The sequence below is a fragment of the uncultured Candidatus Kuenenia sp. genome (genome assembly GCF_900696675.1).
GTDB lineage: Bacteria > Planctomycetota > Brocadiia > Brocadiales > Brocadiaceae > Kuenenia > Kuenenia stuttgartiensis_A.
The window spans coordinates 17,246-40,003 of record NZ_CAADGZ010000022.1 but is presented as its reverse complement, the minus strand read 5'-3'; the positions used below and the strand labels follow the sequence as shown (position 1 = coordinate 40,003).

General features: G+C 40.4%; 17 protein-coding genes. 14 read left to right on the top strand and 3 right to left on the bottom strand.

Translation table 11 applies throughout. The annotated features are described in order from the left end of the window. The first annotated feature begins 210 nt into the window (after window positions 1-210). From QZT26_RS05540 to uvrB, 3 genes are all read left to right on the top strand, one after another. On the top strand, window positions 211-2,619 hold the full coding sequence (locus QZT26_RS05540; protein ID WP_295101143.1) for an EAL domain-containing protein: 2,409 nt from the start codon (window positions 211-213) through the stop codon (window positions 2,617-2,619). A 217-nt stretch (window positions 2,620-2,836) separates the two neighbouring features. Then, the gene (locus QZT26_RS05535; RefSeq protein WP_295101142.1) at window positions 2,837-3,241 is read left to right on the top strand and encodes a helix-hairpin-helix domain-containing protein; all 405 of its coding nucleotides are present in this window, start codon (window positions 2,837-2,839) and stop codon (window positions 3,239-3,241) included. A 77-nt stretch (window positions 3,242-3,318) separates the two neighbouring features. Further along, window positions 3,319-5,289, top strand: coding sequence for an excinuclease ABC subunit UvrB (uvrB, locus tag QZT26_RS05530; protein WP_295101141.1), 1,971 nt, complete (start codon window positions 3,319-3,321; stop codon window positions 5,287-5,289). A gap of 412 nt (window positions 5,290-5,701) precedes the next feature. Here the strand turns inward: uvrB and QZT26_RS05525 are convergent, their stop codons facing one another. Continuing rightward, on the bottom strand, window positions 5,702-7,807 hold the full coding sequence (locus tag QZT26_RS05525; RefSeq protein WP_295101140.1) for a VWA domain-containing protein: 2,106 nt from the start codon (window positions 7,805-7,807) through the stop codon (window positions 5,702-5,704). A gap of 961 nt (window positions 7,808-8,768) precedes the next feature. Further along, window positions 8,769-10,166, bottom strand: coding sequence for a sodium:alanine symporter family protein (locus QZT26_RS05520; RefSeq protein WP_295101139.1), 1,398 nt, complete (start codon window positions 10,164-10,166; stop codon window positions 8,769-8,771). A 502-nt stretch (window positions 10,167-10,668) separates the two neighbouring features. Between QZT26_RS05520 and QZT26_RS05515 the strand changes: the two genes are divergently transcribed. After that, entirely contained in the window at window positions 10,669-11,553 is an 885-nt protein-coding gene (locus QZT26_RS05515) for a hypothetical protein (RefSeq protein ID WP_295101138.1), read from the top strand. A 278-nt stretch (window positions 11,554-11,831) separates the two neighbouring features. On the opposite strand, the gene QZT26_RS05510 is transcribed toward QZT26_RS05515, so the two are convergent. Next, complete coding sequence (locus QZT26_RS05510) at window positions 11,832-12,491, bottom strand: protoglobin family protein (protein ID WP_099325098.1); 660 nt, start codon at window positions 12,489-12,491, stop codon at window positions 11,832-11,834. 685 nt (window positions 12,492-13,176) lie between these two features. Between QZT26_RS05510 and folK the strand changes: the two genes are divergently transcribed. From folK to rpmA, 10 genes are all read left to right on the top strand, one after another. Continuing rightward, complete coding sequence (gene folK, locus QZT26_RS05505) at window positions 13,177-13,650, top strand: 2-amino-4-hydroxy-6-hydroxymethyldihydropteridine diphosphokinase (RefSeq protein WP_164994379.1); 474 nt, start codon at window positions 13,177-13,179, stop codon at window positions 13,648-13,650. 15 nt (window positions 13,651-13,665) lie between these two features. Further along, a complete protein-coding gene (locus tag QZT26_RS05500) occupies window positions 13,666-14,739 on the top strand; it encodes an LptF/LptG family permease (protein WP_099325101.1) in 1,074 nt (357 codons plus the stop codon). Beyond that, window positions 14,732-15,481: a ComF family protein gene (locus tag QZT26_RS05495; protein WP_164994378.1), complete on the top strand. Its 750-nt coding sequence runs from the start codon at window positions 14,732-14,734 to the stop codon at window positions 15,479-15,481. The genes QZT26_RS05500 and QZT26_RS05495 overlap by 8 nt, the downstream gene beginning before the upstream one ends. A gap of 95 nt (window positions 15,482-15,576) precedes the next feature. Continuing rightward, window positions 15,577-15,936, top strand: coding sequence for a ribosome-associated translation inhibitor RaiA (gene raiA / locus QZT26_RS05490; RefSeq protein WP_099325103.1), 360 nt, complete (start codon window positions 15,577-15,579; stop codon window positions 15,934-15,936). A gap of 36 nt (window positions 15,937-15,972) precedes the next feature. After that, window positions 15,973-16,443 carry a PTS sugar transporter subunit IIA gene (locus QZT26_RS05485; protein ID WP_099325104.1) on the top strand — a complete coding sequence of 157 codons (471 nt, stop codon included), beginning with the start codon at window positions 15,973-15,975 and terminating at the stop codon, window positions 16,441-16,443. 434 nt (window positions 16,444-16,877) lie between these two features. Further along, a complete protein-coding gene (gene ptsP, locus QZT26_RS05480) occupies window positions 16,878-18,914 on the top strand; it encodes a phosphoenolpyruvate--protein phosphotransferase (protein WP_099325105.1) in 2,037 nt (678 codons plus the stop codon). A gap of 198 nt (window positions 18,915-19,112) precedes the next feature. Then, entirely contained in the window at window positions 19,113-19,877 is a 765-nt protein-coding gene (locus QZT26_RS05475; RefSeq protein WP_320409729.1) for a TIGR03936 family radical SAM-associated protein, read from the top strand. A gap of 3 nt (window positions 19,878-19,880) precedes the next feature. Further along, window positions 19,881-21,410: an Rne/Rng family ribonuclease gene (locus QZT26_RS05470; RefSeq protein ID WP_295101133.1), complete on the top strand. Its 1,530-nt coding sequence runs from the start codon at window positions 19,881-19,883 to the stop codon at window positions 21,408-21,410. 40 nt (window positions 21,411-21,450) lie between these two features. After that, the gene (gene rplU / locus QZT26_RS05465) at window positions 21,451-21,765 is read left to right on the top strand and encodes a 50S ribosomal protein L21 (RefSeq protein WP_099325108.1); all 315 of its coding nucleotides are present in this window, start codon (window positions 21,451-21,453) and stop codon (window positions 21,763-21,765) included. A 133-nt stretch (window positions 21,766-21,898) separates the two neighbouring features. Further along, complete coding sequence (rpmA, locus tag QZT26_RS05460) at window positions 21,899-22,147, top strand: 50S ribosomal protein L27 (RefSeq protein WP_099325109.1); 249 nt, start codon at window positions 21,899-21,901, stop codon at window positions 22,145-22,147. The last annotated feature ends 611 nt before the right edge of the window (window positions 22,148-22,758 follow it).

The following is a 22,758-nucleotide window of genomic DNA, read 5'->3' as shown; positions in this document are numbered from 1 at the left end:
TAACTGGTATAATGCGTTCATGCCCAAACACGCAAATGCTTCGCCCCTACGGTTTCAAAATATTAAAGTGTTACTGATTTTTCAAAAAACTAAATTGTTACAAAAATGAGCATTCGGATAAAACTCATCTTATTTATAAGCGGAATCATCATTATCATTGATGCCCTAAGTTGCATGTCATTCTTTTTTTACTCAAAAAAGAGATACCGCGTGGAACTGAGGTATTTTGGAGAGACACTGGTTAATTTGTTTAGCAGGGATAATGAAATACGATATGCCCTGGAATATGAACAGCCATTGCTCTTTGCGTCACCGGTAAGAAGGATAAAGGAATTTGACAGGGAAAACGTCGTGTGCTACATCAGCATTTCAAATGACAGGGAAAAGCTCTTTGAAGACAAAGCAACGTGGCTGGATATTGAAACAAACGAAATCCCCGGGAGGAACCATCAGGACGATACCTCTGATAAAGACTACAGGGTAATCACCGTATCCGGGAAAAGATTCTATGAATATTTTACCCCTATCCGCGAAAGGCAGGTATTTTCAGGCGAGGGCCTTGCGGAGCAGATACTAAGCGAAGAATCGGTCCACAGGAAAAATATGCCGAAAGGGTTCGTGCAGGTGCTGTTATCCACCCACAGGTTAGATGAAAAAATACGCAGTGTTATCATATACAGCATTATGCCGGTAGGTATCGGCATTGTTTTTGGAGGTCTCGGCATTATGTTGCTTTTGACAAAATATATCGTGTCTCCTTTGCAGCATCTGACGCATGTTACCCTGGAGATAGCCGGAGGAAATCTTGACCGTAAGGTACACGCTTCACATAATGATGAAATAGGGCAATTGTGCGATAATTTCAATCAGATGACTGATGCACTGAGAAACTCACACAACCATCTAACCGCCGAAATCGCCGATCATAAACGGGCAAAGGAACAGCTTCTGAAATTGTCCCAGGCCGTGGAACAGAGTTTCACGGCAATTGTCATTACCGATGTTGCCTGCGCTATAGAGCATGTTAATCCCAAGTTTACGGAGGTCACAGGCTATGCACGGGAAGAAGCCCTGGGGAATAAATTATTTGACCTGCTCTTATTCAATATGTCCGACGAAAGACACGAAAATATTATTACAATGGTGCTTTCCGGTGAAATATGGCGAAAGGAATTGGTTAATAGCAGAAAAGATGGTGAACAATTTTTTGCACAGGTAACCATTTCTGCAGTGCGGGGCGATGACGGATACATTATAAACTTTATCGGAGTCATAGAGGATATTACCGAAAGAAAGAAGTTTGAGGAGATGCTGGTCGTCATGGCGGAACACGACCCCCTTACCAACCTCTTTAATCGGCGCCGGTTTCAGGTGGAACTGGAATATTGGCTTGGATACAGCAAACGATACAACACGGGTGGGGCGTTGTTGTTTCTTGATATTGATAATTTTAAATATATTAATGATACGCTTGGCCATAAGGTGGGCGATGAAATACTGGTCGAGTTTGCAATACTCTTAAAAGAACGTGTACGCCCGAACGACATAATTGCCAGGCTTGGCGGCGATGAATTTGCCGTTATTTTGCCCAATACAAACGTTGATCACGCCCGGTCTTTTGCAGAACAAATAACACAGTCAGCGCAGAAACATTTCCGGGTGTTGAATGAACGCGGACATAATATTACAACAAGCCTGGGTATAGCGCTTTTCCCCGATCACAGCCTTGAGGCTGATGCGCTCCTTGCCTGCGCGGATATGGCCATGTATGGAGCAAAAGAGGCGGGCAAGAACCAGTGCTGCATATTTTCCATGGAACAGAAACACAATATCGAATCCAGGTTTTTGTGGGACAAGCGAATTCGTAGTGCTTTGGGAAAAGATGATTTTGAGATATACCTACAACCTATAGTAGATTTGCGGAGCAACGCGATATTCGGCTACGAAGCGTTGTTGCGTATGGTCGGCGAGAATGGAGAATTGATACTACCCGCAGAATTCCTCCCCTATGCCGAGAGACACGGCACTATTCTCGATATTGATCGCTGGGTAGTGCGCAATGCCTTCAGGCTTTTTGTCAAATATAATATGCAGGAGAGAAAAACAGTGCTCGAAATCAATCTTTCCGGTAAAGCAATTACCGATGCGGGAATGCTTTCTTTTATTAAAGAGGAGTTGTCCGCATCGCAGGCAGATGCGAGATACATAACATTTGAGGTCACGGAAAGCGCCATCGTGGAAAATATAGAGTACGCCCGGCACTTTATGAATGACCTTTGCAACCAGGGCTTCCGGTTTGCGCTTGATGATTTTGGAATCGGATTTTGCTCGTTTGCTTACCTCAAGCATCTTCCAGTGGATTTTCTGAAGATTGACGGGGGTTTTATTCGCAACCTGCCTGACAATCCGACTGACCAATGTTTTGTAAAGGCAATTGCAGATATCGGAAACGGACTCGATAAAAAAATCATAGCTGAGTTTGTAGAAAATAAACAGACCATTTCCTTGCTTCAGGATCTTGGAGTTGCCTACGGGCAGGGACACTATTTCAGCAAGGCGGTTTCCGTCTCTGAAATATTCAGCCCCGCTAATTCTCTCCACTGGGGAGGGAAATGTTAGGCTGGTGCATTTGGGAGCCCGTAGAGACATGGCATGCCATGTCTCTACGGGCCGCAACCAAATTCGAAATACGAAACAAATTCCAAAATACAAAATCCCAATGAAACAACTCCGGAAGTTTGGAGCATTGGGTTTTTTGTCATTTGAAATTGTTTCGTATTTCGTGCTTCGTGCTTCGTGCTTCGTATTTTTTATCCAAAATCATGGTATTGTTATTATGGAAAATGCGCAAAAACAGCCAAATAAATCTTCACCTGCAAAAAAACAACTTATTATTATCTTTTTTCTTACAACGGTTTTATTTGCCGGAATTGCAATAAAGGCGGGAAGAGATTACCATTGGTGGTTGCCGGAAACGGAAATCGTAAGCGTTCTTACCCCCGAAGACCTGAAAACAAAAATCGATATTAATGAGTCCCCGTGGTATGAATTGTTATTATTGCCAAAAGTAGGAGAGGCAAAGGCAAAAGCAATTGTTGCCTATCGCGAAAAATATGGCAGATTTGAGAGTTTGGATGAATTGAGCCGCATCGACGGCATAGGAAAGAAGATAATAGCGTTATTAAAAGATTGCGCGATAGCAGGCACCGGCAGCGCGCATGTATCAGACAATCATGAATGAAATGCCAACTAACGAAAACGGTTGTAAAGGAACAGGAAAATTAATTTCCGGGCTAAACGGCTGGAAAGTATGTGTTTATGCATGATTTTGAATTAATCTCCCCCTTCGAACCCAAAGGCGACCAGCCGGAGGCAATCCGCAAACTGGTGGAAAATTACAGGAAAAACGCCACATTTCAAACATTGCTTGGCGTTACAGGATCGGGCAAGACATTTACTATGGCAAATGTCATTGCTGCATTAGGAAAACCGACACTGGTTATGACCCACAATAAAACCCTTGCAGCGCAGCTTTACAGCGAATTTAAGGATTTTTTCCCTAAAAATGCGGTGGGGTACTTCGTGAGTTATTACGATTATTATCAACCCGAGGCATATATTCCGCAGCGTGATATTTATATCGAAAAAGAGGCAACGATTAACCAGGAAATTGACCGGTTACGATTGGCGGCGACCAGTGTCCTTATGTCGCGCAAAGACGTAATTATTGTCGCAAGCGTTTCATGTATATATGGTCTTGGATCCCCGGAAGAATATCGGGAAATGTATCTGCATCTCAACAAGGGCGATGAAGTTGAGAGGGATTCTGTTTTAAAAAAACTTATCAGTATTCAATACGAACGGAATGACAGCCATTTTAGTCGCGGAACATTCCGGGTGCGGGGGGATGTTATTGAAGTGTTTCCCGCTTACGAAGAGTTTGCGTACCGGGTGGAATTGTTCGGGGATGAGGTGGATAAGATTTCCATGATAGACCCTTTAACAGGCAATACGCTGCAAAAAATAAAAGAGGTTTCTGTTTATCCTGCAAAGCATTTTGTCATGCCGGAAGAGAAAATAGAACGTGTTGTACAATCAATTACCGCTGAATTAAATGACCGCCTTAAGGAACTTCGTTCCCGGGACAAATTGCTGGAGGCGCAGCGCCTGGAAGCGCGGACGCGGTATGATATTGAAATGCTTCTGGAAATAGGGTATTGCCATGGAATTGAAAATTATTCAAGGCACATAAGCGGGCGAGCGCCGGGGGAGCCGCCTTATACGCTGTTTGATTATTTTCCGAAAGATTTTTTCCTTATCGTTGACGAGTCCCATGTTTCAACGCCTCAAATTGCCGGCATGTATCATGGGGACAGGGCGCGTAAAGAAACGCTGGTTGAATATGGCTTCCGGCTGCCATCCGCCCTTGATAACCGTCCGCTGAGGTTTGATGAGTGGGAATCAAGGATTCAGCGGATACTTTTTGTTTCAGCAACCCCCGGCCCTTACGAACTGAAAAAATCTCAAAACAATATCGTGGAACAGATTATTCGCCCTACCGGCCTTGTGGATCCGATAATTTACGTAAAACCTGCAAAAACACAGGTCAATGATTTGATAACGGAAATTAAAAAAAGAACTTTGAGAAAAGAACGGACGCTTGTCACCACATTGACAAAACGGCTGGCGGAGGACTTAAGCGGGTATTTAAAGGAAGAGGGGATTAAGTGTATGTATCTGCACTCCGAGATTAATGCCATAGAAAGAGTCACTATTCTCAGGGAATTGAGAATGGGGACGTTTGATGTATTAATTGGCGTCAATTTGTTACGGGAAGGATTAGACTTACCCGAGGTTTCTTTGGTGGCTATTCTTGATGCGGACAAGGAAGGTTTTCTCCGTTCGGAAACCTCCCTTATACAAACCATTGGCAGGACAGCCCGGAATGTCAATGCTGAGGTGATATTGTATGGAGATGAAATAACAAAATCCATGCGGCGGGCAATTGACGAAACCAACCGTCGCCGGGCAATTCAAAGCGCATATAATAAGGAACATAATATTACTCCCGCTACAATACAAAAGGAAATCAAAAAGGGGATAGAGTCCGATATTTCTTCGCATAAGATAGTCTATGAAGCCGTTGCGGAAAGCGAAGAAGAATACATTACCCAGGAGTACCTTAACGAATTGGAAGCCGAAATGCTGAAAGCTGCCGAGGAATTGGCGTTTGAGAGGGCGGCGGAATTAAGAGACAAGATACAACAGCTTAAAAAAAATGTGTCGTAAAGATCAAACGGCATTTTATCGTAATTTGATAACGTAGGGGCGAAGCATTTTCCTCACCCATCAAATTGTGCTTGTACCTTGTCACGGAAAATGCTTCGCCCCTACATTCGCACGTTTCCACGTTATGTATCCATGCACAAATTACACACATTTGCGTTTCCTATTCATTGTCGTCATAATTCCGCCCCATGCGGTATTTAATATCAAAGATGTAGTGTCGAAAAATGAAGGGCTAAAGTTCTAATACATTGACATCAAAAGAGATACGATTTCTGCTTGTCGAAGTTGGGTTAACACTAAAATACTTGAAAAGGTTCACCCTTATGTTGCGGGAGGTTAAAGAGTGGCGGAAAAACAGTCCTCAATCTGCCAACTGCCGATAAGGAACTAAATATATATTTAGCATATGGGTTTATGGTATCCATTCAACGGTATTTCCAACGGAAATGATGGTAGAAAAATCTTTTGACTGAGATCTTTTCCCCTCCTCATGAAATACTTGCCCCATATCATAGATTGAATTATCCAATTTAAAAGGAATGGCAAATCCTTTCTCATTAATATCGGCAACCACTATCTTACAAAGAGTTCCGAAGTCTCCAAATTCAAGGTTATAGCGGGGGTCTGTTTTGTCCGGGGATGATAGACGGTACCAGCCATCAGGATCTTTGCTTAATATCCAATTTTGGCAGAGTCCACCATCATAAGATGATGTAAGTATCACGTTATAAGGCTTCTCCAGCCCTATCCAAAAGCGAAATTCATTGATATACCTTGGTACATGTTCGCACCATATAAATATTTCTGCCTGATTATATTTAATAACAGAAGGTGTGGAAAAGCGTATGATTCCTTCTATAGTCCTCCCAAAGATAGAAGAAGGTTCTACTTCGTCATGCAATAAAGGTGTGCCGGTAATGCCACCGTAAGTAATTTCGTTTTTTACAATAAATTTTCCATCCTCCGGTTTTTTGGGAGTAATATATTTTATTTTATATTGACCTTTTATATCTTTGATTGTTTGTTTAAATCTTTCTCGGAATACGGCTATATTTTCAGCATGAACATAAGTACCTCCGGTTTCCAGTGCGATATTTTTTAACACCTCCTCTTCGCTGCCTCTCCCTATTCCCAGTATATAGATGTGAACGTCTCTCTCTTTTGCCAGGGATATAACATTCCCGGGAGTACTAAAACTGCTGTTGTCAAATCCGTCAGATAAAAACACGAGGGTTTTAAAAATATCTGGGTCTGGTTTTTCCGGGAATTGTTTTAATCCTTTTAGCACCGCATCCCAGCAACTCGAAAAATCCCGGTAAATCTTGCCGGAACTAAACTGGCTAACGGCTTCTATGGCGGCATTCTTATACGTCGTAAAATCTTGTAGAATTGCAGGAGGTTCATCGGGTCTATGGAACTCAACCACACCTACCTGATGTGTATCATTAAGACTTTCTATTAAATCTTTAGCGCTTAGTGCCATCCGGGTAATATCCCCGTTCTTTTCATACATTGATGCTGAATAGTCCAGAACTATCATAACCTGTAATTGAAAATCGTCTTGTGTGTAAAGAAGTGCATGGCTCTCCAGATAATCAATCTCCGTTCCGTTTTCCCAAATCCTTATGTTTTTCCGGACAACTTTATTAGGGTCAAATAAAATAGCGTGATTGCTCTGGTCTCTTAATGAGAATATAAATTGTATCGTGTTGGGAATCTGATGGTCTGTTGTTTGATTTAATATCTTTATATTCCGAACAGGCTGTAGGATCTTTATGGGACGGACTTCATCAAATAATGCCGGATTTCCGGCATCTTCTACCCGAATTGCATAATCATCCCCCTCCCGGATAAAATCATCAACTTTCCAGAGAAATGATCCTTTGGAAGTATCATCTTTCCTGAAATTATAATTGTCCGCAATGGTTCCAATTTTTTCTTCTTTTGAATAGAGAAAAATGTTTACACTTTCGCTTACGCCTGAAGTTGCCGTCCATTCTATTGACCTGTTATCACCTACGGATAATGAAGTGCTTGCTGCCGGAGATATAAGGGTTAATCTTTCTTCACTTTTTTGCACTAGTATTCGAACTTTAGCATCCCCTGCATTTGTGAAAATCCTTAATTCATCCATAGAACTACCATAGGACATCAAGTTTCTATCTATCTTTACGCTAATTTTTCCCGGGGTTTCCTTTATAGCGCCGGTTACAGGTTTAATGGTAAGCCAATGGGGGGTTTTTTTGTTCTCGATTTCAAAATTTAGATTTTTAACGTCCGGACGAAAAAAACCTTCAGCCTTTGCCGTATTTTTAATAGTAAATTCCATCTCTGTTTGTTTGTCTCCAAAATTCAAACTGATTGGAGAGATTTCAAGTATTGGCGGTGCATCTCTGCGCAACAAAATAATCAGTATTGCAATAAATATTAAAGCAATGGTAATGTAGATAAATTTTTTTTTCTTCTTTGTCCTATATGGTTTTTTCTTTTCGCTATTATCTTTCGGTATATATGACATTTTTTCAAAACTCCTTTTTTTAAACAATTGTTCAAAATTATTGAATTATTGTAACTATTCAGCGTAAACATTAAAGCCGCACCCACGCTTGTTCTCAAACCCTGTGTTGAGCCTGCCGAATTATCAGTTTGGAAACATATTTATCTGGGAAACTACGGTTTTTCATACGGGTTAAGGCTTGCAAGCCATGGTTTAACGTTTAGGAATTTCAAGGTTAGGACTGAAAGGCTGTTAGTGTATATAGCCAGGGGTGCAGTCCTGGTTATATGCTTTCTGCTCTTCAGGCCTGTTGTATTTCGGTTGCTTAATATATTACTAATGAATAGTTTCGAATTGTTTTATATTCAATATTAAGCTTGTGCCAAACAATATGGACAATAGCCACTCTCTATCAAATAATATTAAAAATATCATCTATCCCTCAATATACCTGTATAGGCTCTGTTGAAAAATCCATGTTTGCCAAAATTTTTAAAAAATTCTATTTAATCATACTAACAACTTATGGCACATGTTTTTTTTAAACTGCGGAAATTTCGACTTTATCAATTGAGTTCGCCATTGTAATTATTAATCATAAATTCTGCAATCGATTTTTAAGGAGCAATAATCCGCCATTTACAATGTCCCCGGCTGACAAAAAACAATGGAAAAAATCGGAATTACGCATTTCCATCATGGTTGCTGCTAAATCAACATCGACAAACTTCTCTTTAAGCCTGTGTTCTGAAATTAGGTTGCCTTTGGCAGTAATTTTTTAGAGATAAAACAAATTTTGGGGTCAAGATAAAAAGAAGGCGAATCGGTGTTCAAAGAAACGGCATGATGAATTAGAGGGTGGCAATGCAGAATAGGCAATAAAGGCTGTAAGGATATTGTTGTCTTATACCCCATGTTCCGGAAAAAAATTACTAAGTAAATCGTAAATCAAATGCTGTAAATGTTCACGTTGGGTTTCGATCTAATTTGCCGGAGCATCTAATCCTAATGACACCACCCTTTCTTTTGGGGACTTCATCCGTCTGAAATAATCCTTCGCAAGAGAAGCAACTACAGGGGAAAGCACCGTAAGCGCTATAAGATTTGGCGCTGCCATAAGGCCGTTCATAGAATCACAGAAATTGATAATGGGGTCTATTTTCACAGTGGCGCCAAGGAGGATGAATCCAAGGTAGCTTATGCGGTACAGATGAACGGCCTTCTTTCCAAAAAGGTAGTCTGCTGCACGGTCGCCATAATACGACCACGAAATCAGGGTGGAAAACGCAAAGAATATGATGCTTGCGGCGACAAACTTCGCGCCTATATTGTTGCCAATGCCCATCGAAAACGCCATGCCGGTTAATTCACCTTTTACATGACATACCTCATGGGCGCCTGTTACAATGATAACGAGTGCCGTCATGGAACAAATACAAATAGTATCAATAAACGGGCCAAGCATGGCGACAAGCCCCTCCCGGATAGGTTCCTTTGTCCTTGCCGCCCCGTGCGCAATCGCGGCGGAACCAAGTCCCGCTTCGTTAGAAAAAAGCCCCCTGGAAACTCCGGAGCGAATCACACTTCCAAGTATACCTCCCGCTATCGACTCAGGGGCGTGGAAGGCATAATAAAATATCGTATACAATCCGGAGGGAACTGCTGAATAATGTATGCCTAAAATAATAATCCCGCCGATAACGTAAAAGATACACATAAATGGAACAATCTTTGAGGCCACACGTCCCACACTTTTAATCCCGCCGATAATTACAAGACCCACCAGTATCGCAATAATAAACCCCACAATGATATTAAACAATAGGTTTGGCTCGCTGCTGCCACGAATAAGTTCGTTCAGGCTTACCACAACATTATTGATCTGAAACATATTTCCGCTGCCAAAACTTGCCATAATCGCAAAGAAGGCAAATAACACCGCAAGCCATTTGAATTTTGCTCCCATGCCAATCTCAATAAAATGCATGGGTCCCCCATGCGCCTCTCCGTTTTCATCAATACGCCTGAAATGCACGGCAAGCGAACAGGAGGTAAACTTTGTCGCCATGCCGACAAGTGCGGTAATCCACATCCAGAATACGGCGCCAGGCCCTCCCATCAATATTGCTGCAGCTACTCCGACAATGTTCCCGGTGCCAATGGTCGCGGAAAGGGCTGTGGTAAGCGCCTGAAAGTGGGTAATTTCCCCCGGATCCCGCACATCATCATAGTTACCCCGAAGCACTTTTATTCCGTGAGTGAACCCCCTGAGCTGAACAAACAATAACCGAAACGTTAAATACAGTCCTGTCCCCACTAGGAGCGCCATAAGAGGTAAGCCCCATACATAACCGTTAAACGTCTCAAGGCATTTTCCCATTGTTCACTCCTCATCCTAAGCTGGCATAGCCAGCACCAAAATAAGCAAAAAATATGAAATACGAAACAAATTCCAAAATCCTTCCCCCTTATCGCCTCCAAAGGGAGACAATGTCCCACGCTGGCTGGGGTGCAGAGGGTGGATTCGTATTTTCGGATTTCACCATTAAAAATTTTGCAAAAAAATGCAAAGAAATTACTGAAGCACAGGGTTAGCGCGTGTACAACATTTTACGTCCTTATCTTCTATACAGGCAAATGCTTCGCCCCCCCTGCCTGGATGTTTTCATTGTGTTTTTAAAAGGAATATGGTAAAAGTCCCTAATTATTAGTTATTTTATTATAATTTGCAAAAATAACTAAAAAAAATTTGCGTATGCGTATGAATCGGGTCAATGCCTCATCCCCTGAAACCAGGCTGACTATAAATAATTTCTGTTTACGCGTTCGTTTTTATAAAAGCAATGCGTAATCGCCTCAACCCTTTCTAAACACAATAAACCATGAAGATAGAATGGATTAAACGTATAACTCCTTGCCTACCAATAATTTTTATTTTTGGTTGCAGCGCTTTGCAAAAACAAAGCATTTATGATGAAACGCGGTCACAGATGCTGGAAAAAAGAATGAATGATTTGTCCAAATCCGTCACCATTCTCGTTAAAGATGTAAACATGATGCATAATGAAATAGAGATACTCGCAAACAGCCAGGATGCTCTTATGCAAAAAATTAGCTCCGTGGAAGAGGAGGTCGCTTACCTCAGCAAGAGTTTCCCTGACTCTTCAAACACAAGTGCCGGCGGTTCAGAACATAATCAAATTTCCGGAGGACGAAAGGAAGCAGATGTTAGTTACAATGATAACGCAGGGCACAGGCGCACATCTGCCCCTGACGGGAGTTTCCATGACGAAACGATTCATGCCGTTGTCAGAAACATTGCCGCGGGTTTCTGGGACGCATTGTTAGAAAATGACCTTGACACCGCAAAGACTTTTGCAACCATGGCAAGCGGGAAAAATTTGACCATCAACAAAAATATAGATGACAGTAGCAACCATGTAACTTTTGGAGATATCGTTGCTGACAATGATAAGGCAACAATAGAAACCATGTTGAATACACAAAAGGATGGATCCCAAATAAGTATTCCACTGCAAACAATCCTTGTTAAAGAAAAAAATCAATGGAAAGTGGATGCCGATCTTACCATGATGTCTGTTTTTGGAGGCGCTATGGGAGAAGTCATAGAAGGCATTGGAGAGGCAGTGAAAAATAGCGGTGAAGGTATGGGCAGGTCTCTTGCTGAAGGCATGTCAAAAGAATTAGAAGATATGGCAAACGGCAAAGAAAATATGGGGCAACAGGGCGCAACGCCGGCACCTTAGTCGGCAACAACAGTCGGCAAATTGCAGATTGAGGATTGCAGACTGAAAACTGTTCTCATGCCTGCTTCTGGCGTGCCATCTTATAGGGGTAAGAGGCATTTGCCGGGAATGGTGTCGCGGGTTGCAGTATTTTACGAGGTTCCCTTGTCCATACCGGCAAATGCATTGTCCCTTACACAGGTCTGTAAAACTTTGTTCTTATGGAGATATTTCAAAAAACGAAGTGGGTGTCACAATCCTGCTCTCCGTATTTCTTTTGCCTTTACAACCAGCCTACATTACATCCATGGCGCGAAATAATCAATATGATACACATCAATTATCAACCAAAACAGCTTTGTCCATGCGGTAGTAAATTTCTGTAGTTTTTCCGGTTCACTTTTATATGCCTCTGCCAAAAGGTTAAACAAGTATTGATGAATGTACCCCCAGAGTGCCAGGTTTAGTCTCATGGGTATGTACAAATCCTCATTTCCAAAGATCGGAACATGCACTGCGCCAACCCATCTCACATAATTCCAGAATTCCTCATCCCACTTGCATTCAACGATTTTCAGGATAAATATTTTTTGTCTTGCCCTTCGCACCTTTACGTATTCATCAGAGATATTCCCTGTTTCATCCATAAACCATCTTGACAACCATGGGTCATTAACCAGTTTTTCCCAATAGATATGATCAAGGATTTTCTCCAGATTTGGCGCAACAAATTCCTCTACCGATTGCTTAATCGCCGCAGTATCCTTGTCATTGAAATCCAGGCATTTCGACATATATTCAAATCGCTTCATTATATCCATACTCGTATCCCTGTAAATATTCCATGCATTATTAAATGCCGGCACATCCAGGATACGGGATGATTTGCCTGTCGATCTTTTATTTTTTGCTTCCATTGGAAAAGTCTTCATCCACGCTTCTGCCATTGCTGTTGCCATTACGTTACGCTCCTTACAACTAAGTTAAAAAAGTAAATAGTCCAAATAATCTCAAATAACAAAATAACCTTTCCACTGAATCTCTTCCCACTGCACCTCCTGATTAGTCTAAAATGTAATATAAATACGATATCTGCGTTTTGTAATAAGCAATCATCGTGCCTAAAAAAATCCATATTTTTGCCGATTTCTTAACTTAATAGCTACAAAAGATTTACGGATGTAATCCTCTTATGGCAGGCATAGTTGATTATTTAAAACACCTAGGGGAAAAACAAAAGAATCGAAATTTTTTCGGAGAATGCATTCCGGGATAAAAAAACAGCGAAATAATTTCGCTACTCCTGCCTTCTTAATTGGTGCTGTTTTCATAGGGTACTTTTTCGGTTTTTTGAAAAAAGGCAATTAGTGAATATTTGTAACAATTTAGTTTTTTGAAAAAGGCATGAGATTTTGATGTTTTTATGAAAACGCATGAATAAACTTTTGATACGTGCTGGATTTTGTTAACATTTAAAGCAATTGAAAAAGGCATTTTGCTTTACCAGCGGTTCTTATATCAAAATAACGACCCACAGAAAGGTTGCATGGCGTTTTCCTGCAAAGGTATCATAAAAAGCATGGAAACATTCTTTCTCCGTTTTTTTAGGAGAGTAAATAGAAAACGGAAACGGGAAATAATAGGGTGCTTGAAACGGTATATATTGCTTTAGGTGCGAATTTGGGCAATAGGGAGAGAAATTTAAGGAACGCTTATGAGTATATGAGTGCGTCTGAAGATATTCACACCTTAAAAATTTCGCGCTTTTATGAAACAGCCCCTCTTGGGGGACCTCTACAGCCGATGTTTTTAAATGCGGCTCTTGAATTGCAAACAGCACTAACACCCCACCAATTGCTGGAAAAACTTCAGCATATAGAATTGCGTATGGGCAGGATACGTAAGGAAAAATGGGGACCTAGAACCATAGATATCGACATCTTGCTTTTTGGCGACAGAATTGTGGAAGATGATCAACTAAAAATTCCTCATCCCTTGATGCATGAAAGAATATTTGTGCTGGAACCTCTCGTTGAAATAGCGCCAGATATGGTACATCCCGTTTTAAAAAAAACAATACTTCAGATATATCAGGAGTTTAAAACTTTTAACCAATAAGGTTTGCGAAATTACATGTTTTCAAGGCTGGACAGATACCTGTTAAAAGCGTTTTTCCCAACATTTTTTTTGTGTCTCCTCATTATTTCAGGCACATATGTTATTATTGACCTTCTTCAAAAGCTGGATGATTTTTTGGAGATGGGAATAAATTCATTTGGCGTTGCATCGCGTTATTATGCCTACCTCTTTCCGGTGATAATCACGCAATTTTTTCCTGCCATTACTTTAGTTGCGGTGGGCATTGTACTGGTCAGACTATCCAGAAACAAGGAAATACTGGCGATGCAGGTTGCGGGAATTTCACTATACCGAATATTGCTGCCCATATTTGTCGTGACGGTGTTTATGGGGTTTGCGTCGTTTGGCGATCAGGAATGGATTGTTCCCCGGTTTGCTGAAAAATTGGAGGCTATGCAGCAAAATACCTTTGATAGCGACGTTCAACGGAACCTGCTTGTGCATGATGATGAAAACAATGCATTAATCAGAATATGGAAATATAGTAATAAAACGCAAAAAATGGATTCTGTGTTTATCCTTTCGCGGGATGAAAATGGAAAGAAAAGATTCACCCTTAATGCAAAGAAAGCGGAATGGATTGGAAATAACACGTGGGTATTAAGCAAGATATTAAAACATGTTTATGACGAACGGGGGAGATGGGTGGCTCCGGTTCATCGGTTGGATACGCTTGAGTTCGTATCCTCCGTAACTCCATTAGAACTTGGAAAGAAAAAATTAGATTCCAGTTTGTTAAGCCTTGAACAGTTAAATGAATTATGCGAAAAGGAACCCGATAATCCGAAGAATAAGGTATTGTTTCATTCAAGAATTGCCTATACGCTTACGCATATTGTGTTGCTTTTTTTGGGAATACCTCTTGTTGTTGGGTTTGAAAGAATGAGTAAAAACATTTTTTTGCGCGTAAGTTTGTGTATCCTTGCCTGTGGGGTGTTTTATGCGGTGTCTTTTATTTGTTCCAATCTTGGCAATACGGGAATGGTTCACCCCGTATTGGCGGCATGGATGCCCATTGTACTTTTTGGGTCTGTGGGAATATTCTTTTTTGATATGATGAATGCTTAATGCGATTAATAATTATGTACAGGCATTATTAGACGTATTCTATCCGCGGATTTGCCTCTATTGCCATAGGAATATAAATTACCATTGCGAGCAGTATATTTGCGGTACATGCAGGAAAAATATTCCATTTGTAAATGAGAGACATTGTATTCGGTGTGGGAGTGTTTTAGGGCAGTATTCCGTCGCGTCTGAGGTAAAAGGCTGTGCTTTTTGCCGGTCAGAGCATCTTTACCATGATTCATTAACGGCAATTGCATATTATGATGGTGCGATTAAAGCTTTAATACATAAATATAAATATGAAAGACAGCGTTTCTTATATAAGGCAATAGGGGACTTTCTGCGGAAAAACAAAAAACTTGGGGAACTTATGCGGGAAATAGATATTATTGTACCGGTACCCCTTTATTGGCGAAAGAAATTGCAGAGAGGCTTCAATCAATCAGAGCTTATAGCGCGTGAAATTCATCGGGCTTTTTTAACGCCTTTCTCCGTAAATAACCTTATCAGAATCAAAAACACTACTTCACAAACAAGATTATCTAAAAGCAAAAGATATTCAAATGTCCAAAAGGCGTTTTTTATTAAAAACCCGGCAATAATGAAGGGAAAAAGGGTATTATTGGTGGACGATGTTCTCACTACTGGCTTAACCATGCGTGAGTGCGCAAAAAAACTGAAAAAAACAGGGGCCAAATCCATACATTTGTTTGTTTTTGCAATTGCAGAGTATAAGAATTAGGTATTCTGCTTTAATTTCCTTGACGGAAAGTCTTATATCAGTAAAATGTAAAGGTTTTAAGTGAATATTTTTTATTTAAAGAAAGGAATTGTGCTTTGGATAATATAACAATAGTTGCCAGACATTTGGATATTACGGAAGCAATAAGAAATTATGCCTTGCAAAAAGCTGAAAAAATAAAAAAATTTTTCGAATGGATTTTGCATGTACAGGTAACGCTTGACATAGGGGGGGATAGCAGCCATCTTGTCGAAATGGTTGTCAATGTTTCAAGAGGACCCACGATTGTGGCAGAGGCGTCAAATACAGACATGTATCGTTCTATAGATATTGTTGTGGATAAAGTAGTTGCGCAATTGAAAAAACACAAGGGGAAAATAGAATCTAAAATTGTTCGTCAAAAGAAGCATTCTATTGGAGAAGTCGCAGAATCTGAAGGCAAACAAGAGGTATAGAGGTATAAAAGAATACTTATTGGGGGTGCAAGGGTAATGAAATTAACTGATTTTATTGTATCTGAGGCGATTATAACAGAAATACAGTCCGTTGAAAAAGAAGCAGTCATCAGGGAGATGGTATGTGCTCTTCGTGATGCGAAAAAAATCGATGCAAAAGATGTTGGAAGGATTATTGAAGCCCTTATGAAAAGGGAAGAATTAGGAAGTACGGGCATAGGCAAGGGAGTGGCCGTACCCCACACAAAGCATGAAAGTATAAAAAATGTTATAGGTTCTGTGGCCCGTTCTGCAAAAGGGGTCGATTTTAATGCATTGGACGGCGAACCAGTATTCCTGTTTTTTTTGCTGCTTTCCCCCACCGATTCCACCGGGTCACATCTCGCCGCTTTAGAGAAAATATCTACCGCAATCAGAGATGATGATTTCCGTCGCTTTATGCGTGAAGCAAAAGGCATTGAAGGGATGGTAGATACACTGAAGGAAGTAGACGGTATTCAGGTGTAATACTCAGCAGGGCGCTTTTATTCCTCAATACCCACGCTGGCATAACCAGAACCAAACAAGTACTAAATAAAAAATACGAAGCACGAAGCACGAAACAAATTCCAAAATACAAAATCCCAATGAACAAAACCGTAACACTTTAGTTTTTTGAAAAACCGGGTTTTTAAATAGTTAAAATTTAGAATTTGTTTAGAATTTCGTATTTAGCTTTCGGATTTCACCATTAAATATTTTGCCAAAAAGCACGCACTGACGAATGGAAGTGTGCAAAGAAATTACTGATAAGCTATTATGGCGAACGGCTGTCGGACTAATTTTTTGCATGGCGACGGACAAGCTATCGCAAGAGTGAAAGAGCATTATTCTCCTGTTTTTCAAGCATTACCATTTATTTAGATACAGTATTTTATTGTAGTTTTGTAGAGAAGCGTATAATGGATTTTTTCTTTGTAAACTCCAAAATATCTGAACGGAAAGTGAAGATATGGAATTCAAATGGCCTGCACGCGCGGCCTGCAACCAAATTTTCCGAAATTGCCAATAAATATACTTCTGAGATACGCGTGGAAGCAAAGGGTAAAAATATTGATGGCAAAAGCATCATTGAGCTTTTAACGCTTGGTGCGGAAAATGGCACGGAGTTATTAATAAGTGCGAAAGGGGTGGATTGTGCAGAAGCGCTGGACGCTCTGGAAGAACTGGTGAATAGCAAGTTTGAAGAAGAATTTATGGAAATCCGAAAAGGCATAGCCGTTTCACCGGGGGTTGTGATCCGGCAGGCTTTTTTGTTTGAGAGCGAAGGCTTCCGGATACCACGCCACGTCATAAAAAATGAGGCAGTTGAAGATGAGGTTTGCAGACTCGAAAAAGCGATCGATGCCTCTAAAAAAGAAATAGAGGATTTGGAAAAGAAGGTTTCTGAGAATTTAGGTTCTGAAATAGGGTCCATTTTCGGCACTCACAGAATGGTTTTGCAGGATGCACGGTTGAAAGATGAAATTATAAAACGGATTCGGAAAACCAACTTTACGCCTGAATTTGCAGTTTCTCTCGCCTTGCGTGTATATATCAGGAAATTTCAGGATATTAAAGATTCATACCTGGCGGAAAGGGTAACAGATATCTTTGATGTTGAACGCCGTCTTTTAAGAAATTTGTTGGGTGAAAAGAGGGAAGAACTTAAAAATCTTGAGGAAGAAGTAGTTTTAGTGGCGCACGACCTTACCCCTTCCCAAACGGCCATGCTTGATCCTCAAAAAGTTAAGGGTTTTGCCACCGATGGCGGAGGACGTACTTCTCATACGGCAATCGTTGCGCGTGCATTGGGAATTCCTGCCGTGGTAGGGCTTGGCACGGTTACCTCGGATGTTTTTGGAGGTGATATCGTAATTGTAGACGGAAACCGGGGATTGGTAATTGTCAGGCCAGACGATGAGACGTTAGCAACGTACCAAAGTAAGGTAAAGAGTATCGATGTTTTTGAGAAAAAACTGGCGATAGAACTAAAAGACCAACCTTCCACCACGGCGGATGGAAGACATATTTCCATTTTTGGCAATATTGAATTTCCACGGGAAATAGGTGTAAATTTAAACTACGGTGCGGAAGGGATAGGCCTTTACAGAACGGAGTTTCTCTATTTGAATTCTCCAACACCTCCGACAGAAGAGCAGCATTTGGAGGCATACACTACCGTTGTTCAGGAACTAAAGGGAAGACCTGTTATCATCAGAACGCTTGATTTAGGTGCAGATAAGCTGCCATACCTGGAACATAGAAAAGAGGGAAATCCTTTCCTTGGGTGTCGTTCTATACGTTATTGTTTTGAAAACCCTTCCATATTTAAAATACAGCTTAGAGCCTTGCTGAGAGCCTCTGCTCTGGGAGAGGTGAAAATATTGTTTCCCTTAATTTCATCCATCCAGGAACTGAGACGGGCAAAACAGATGGTGTATGAGACGATGGAAGATCTGGACAAAGAGAATATTTCCTTTGATAAAAACGTCAAAATGGGAACGATGCTGGAAGTCCCCTCTTCTGTTATGATTTCAGACATGTTGGCAAAAGAATGCGATTTTTTTAGCATAGGCACAAACGATCTTATCCAATATTCTTTGGCGGTTGATAGAAACAACGAACGGGTGGCATATTTATATTGTCCTGTACATCCGGCGATTTTAAGGTTTTTGAAATTTGCGATAAAATCTGCACATGAAAATGATATTCCTGTTGGAATTTGCGGCGAAATGGGAGGGGAACTGGAATATACGATCCCCCTTGTAGGGCTTGGTCTGAAAGAGTTTAGCGTCGCTCCCGCAACAATCATACCCGAGATGAAAAAGATTATCCGGTCTGTTTCTTTTGAAGAAGCCAGGGAAGTGGCGGAAACTGTATTTAAGTTTGACAATCCGGAAAAAACCAAAAAATATCTTAATGATTTTGTAAGAAAAATTTTACCGGAAGTATATTAATACTTTATCAGTAATCTCCTTGCACACTTCCATTCGTCAGTGCGTGTTTTTTGGCAAAATATTTAATAGTGAAACCCGAAAGCTAAATACGAAATTCTAAACAAATTCTAAATTTTAACTATTTAAAAACCCGGTTTTTCAAAAAACTAAAGTGTTACGGTTTTGTTCATTGGGATTTTGTATTTTTGAATTTGTTTCGTGCTTCGTGCTTCGCGCTTCGTGTTTCGTATTTTTTATTTAGTACTTGTTTGGTCCTGGCTATGCCAGTTTAAGAATGTATATCTTTACGGTAAAGTTGTTTTTTTCACCTCACTGTTTTATGAAGGATGGCTGGCCATAGGAGAAAAAATACGCATTCGTTTTTCCAAATCGGGGGATATTCGGTTTATTTCCCATAATGATTTGATGAGAACCATTGAACGGATAATACGAAGAGCAAATATCCCCATCGCAATGTCCAAAGGTTTTAATCCTCACCCAAAAATATCCATGCCGTTAGCGCTTGGTGTTGGCATGAGCGGAGAAGATGAAATTTTGGAATTGGAGTTGCTCCATCATGAACCGCTTGAGTTACTGGTGGAACGGTTCCGGAGGCAATTGCCGGAAGGGATTCGCATTGTTTCGGCCTGGCAGATACCGCTATCGGAAAGAGGCGCTGTTGATAATGTGACATATAAGATTATTTTTAAAAATAAAGATATTCTGCAAACCTTAAAAATTGAAGATTTCTGGAATGAACATTCTATAGTAATAAAACGCATGAAAAAAGAGGTGCAAAAATCCGTAGAAATCAGATCTTCTGTTCAAAAAATCTGGCGGGAGAACGAAGCCCTGTTTTTAACTTTCCGATTGACGCCGGATGGTATGCCGAGGCCTGAAGAAGTCGTAAGTGCCCTTGGGGTCGATATAAATAACGAGCTTTTTGAAATTATCAGGACGGAAGTGGATATCTCTTCTGTATAAAGAATGGAAAAAACAACGAAAACGAAAACAAGGATGCTTATAAATGCGATTGAACCTGAAGAGTGTCGTATCGCTATATTAGAAAACAACATTCTTGAGGAATTGTATATTGAAAGAAGCTCACGTGAGCAGATTGCAGGGAATATTTACAAAGGAAGAGTGGTTAATATAGAACCAAACCTGGAAGCGGCATTTGTTGATATAGGGCTCAAAAAAAACGGATTTCTCCATGCTTCGGATGTGTTGGTTCCGTCAGAAGGAAAGAATCAGGGAGAAGAAGCGGATCCCCCCCCTGTAAGACACCATCGGATACGCGATGTTTTGCAACAAGGTAAGGAGATACTTGTTCAGGTAACAAAGGAAAGCCTTGGGACAAAGGGACCCAGTTTGACCACCTATATAAGTTTGCCGGGCAGATATCTGGTTTTAATGCCGGAAGTAAAGCGTTACGGCGTTTCCAAGAAAATAACCGAGGAAGAAGAGAGACAAAGGTTAAAGAAAATCCTTGAAAGCTTAAATCCCCCGAAGAATATTGGTTTTATAGTTCGAACCGCCGGTGTACAACAAACAAAGAGAGAACTACAGAAAGATTTTCATTATCTGTTGAAACTATGGAAGAATATCTGTAAAAAGTCGAAAGAGATTGACGCGCCAGGCGTAATTTATCAGGAAAGCGACCTGGTGATTCGCGTAATTCGTGATATATTTAGCCAGGATATAAATGAAATCATTGTAGATTCAGAATCTGTTTTTAAGAGAACACGAGAGTTCCTGCGGATAATAATGCCTAAATATGAAAAACAGCTTAAATTCTACAACAAAGAGAAGCCATTATTTCATAATTTTGGAATTGAAAATGCCATTGAAGAAATAAACTCGCGAAAAATTCCGTTGCTGCATGGCGGATCAATCGTTCTTGAACAGACAGAAGCATTAGTTGCGATTGATGTTAATAGCGGTAAATATAAAGGGAAATGCGATCCCGAAGAGACGGCGTTCAGGACGAATATGATTGCGGCAAAAGAAATTGCACGCCAAATAAGACTGCGGGATTTAGGGGGAGTAATTGTTATCGATTTTATCGATATGCGGGATGAAAAACATATCCAGGCGGTTGAGAAGGCAATTGCGGATTCGTTGAAGAGGCATCGCGCAAGAACAAAGATGCTGAAAATGTCAAAATTTGGTACAATTGAAATCACCAGACAGAGAATTCGGCCAAGTCTGAGAGACGTTTTGTTTGAAGAATGCAAATTTTGCTGCGGAACAGGCTACGCAAAAACAGTAGAATCTCTGTGTTTAAATATCATGAGAGATGTAAAATTTGCTTTACATTTACCTCAAGTCGTAAGGATTGAAATAACTTCAAATAATGACGTAGTCGATTATTTACAGAATCAGAAAAGAAAACAAATGGCGGAGATTGAAGATGCGTATAACAAAAAAATAGTTATTTTTACCGATACAGCAAATGAATATGGCAAAATAGATATTCGTTATTTTGATAATAAGGGTGAACCCGTTACCGTATAATTTTTAATTCAGCTTTAAGACAAGGAGGAGAAATAAAGAGATGTATGCTATTATAAACGACAGGGGCAAACAATATAAGGTGAGAACCGGAGAACAGTTTTGTATTGATTTAAAGGCGGATGCCAAAGTTGGAGATGATCTGGAGTTTGACAATGTGCTGGTTTGTTCAGATGAATCTGGAAATGCAACATTTGGAAGCGCTGCAAATGCAAAGGTCGTTGCGGAGGTAAAAGGTGTAATAAAAGATAAAAAATGCGTGACGATAAAGTTTCGAAGGAGAAAAGCGTCTATGAGAAAACGCGGACATCGTGAAAGATACACAAAGATCAAGGTAAAAGAGATAATTGCTGGGTAGCAATCCGGGAAATAGTGCAGATACTATTTTAATACACGAGAAGTACATTTTGTATAAACGTAGTTTTTCAGGGTGGCGCGGACAACATGTTTGTCCGTATCTGCCCGTATGGTTAATTTAAGAGGAGAAAAAAATGGCACATAAAAAAGGACAAGGTTCTTCAAGGAATGGAAGAGACAGCAACCCCCAAATGAGAGGCATTAAAAAATTTGGCGGCCAATCCGTGATAACCGGCTCAATCATAGTTCGTCAATGCGGCACTAAATTCAGGCCAGGCAAAAATGTGGGACTTGGGAGAGATTATACGATTTTTTCCATGATAGAAGGTGTGGTGAAATTTGACACGAAACGCCGTATAAGTGTATATCCTGCCACTAATTAAATAGGCTGTTTATTTTCACCATAAAATCAATTTCCCCATTTCTTTTAGATTTGGAGTGGTAATATAGTATTACTCTGTAAAAACGTACTTTCTTGATAATAGTTTGCCCACCCCTAAGCTGGCAAGCATGAAATCCGAAACAAATTCTAATGACGAACTGATTTTCGCACTCGTTCCCAAATGCTACAGCTTGGGAACGAGTGTTTAAACAAGCACGAAATCCGAAAGAAGTATTCGTTTAGCATTCCAAATAAATTCCCTGAAAAACAGTGACCATATCATATCCACTTCCGCGATTATCATAATTAATCACTTGGGCACTTTTTGACAAAAAAGGTAACTATCCGGCGCGATTTATTAAATTACCGGAGATCAGAGCGCAACTCGTTCCTAAACAGATACTTCACTAAGTTCAGTACAAGGTTTGGGAACGAGCCGTGTATCGTTTACGCTGAATAGTTACCAAAAAAGGCACTTCAGCCGTTCTGGATTTTAGTTCGCAGGATTAAAGTAAAGTGTCCCTGGAATTACCTTCCCATACTGGTCACGGACTTTACGGTATCCACCATTTCATTTCTTTTTTATTGTTAACGGGCATTTTTTTTCTCAAA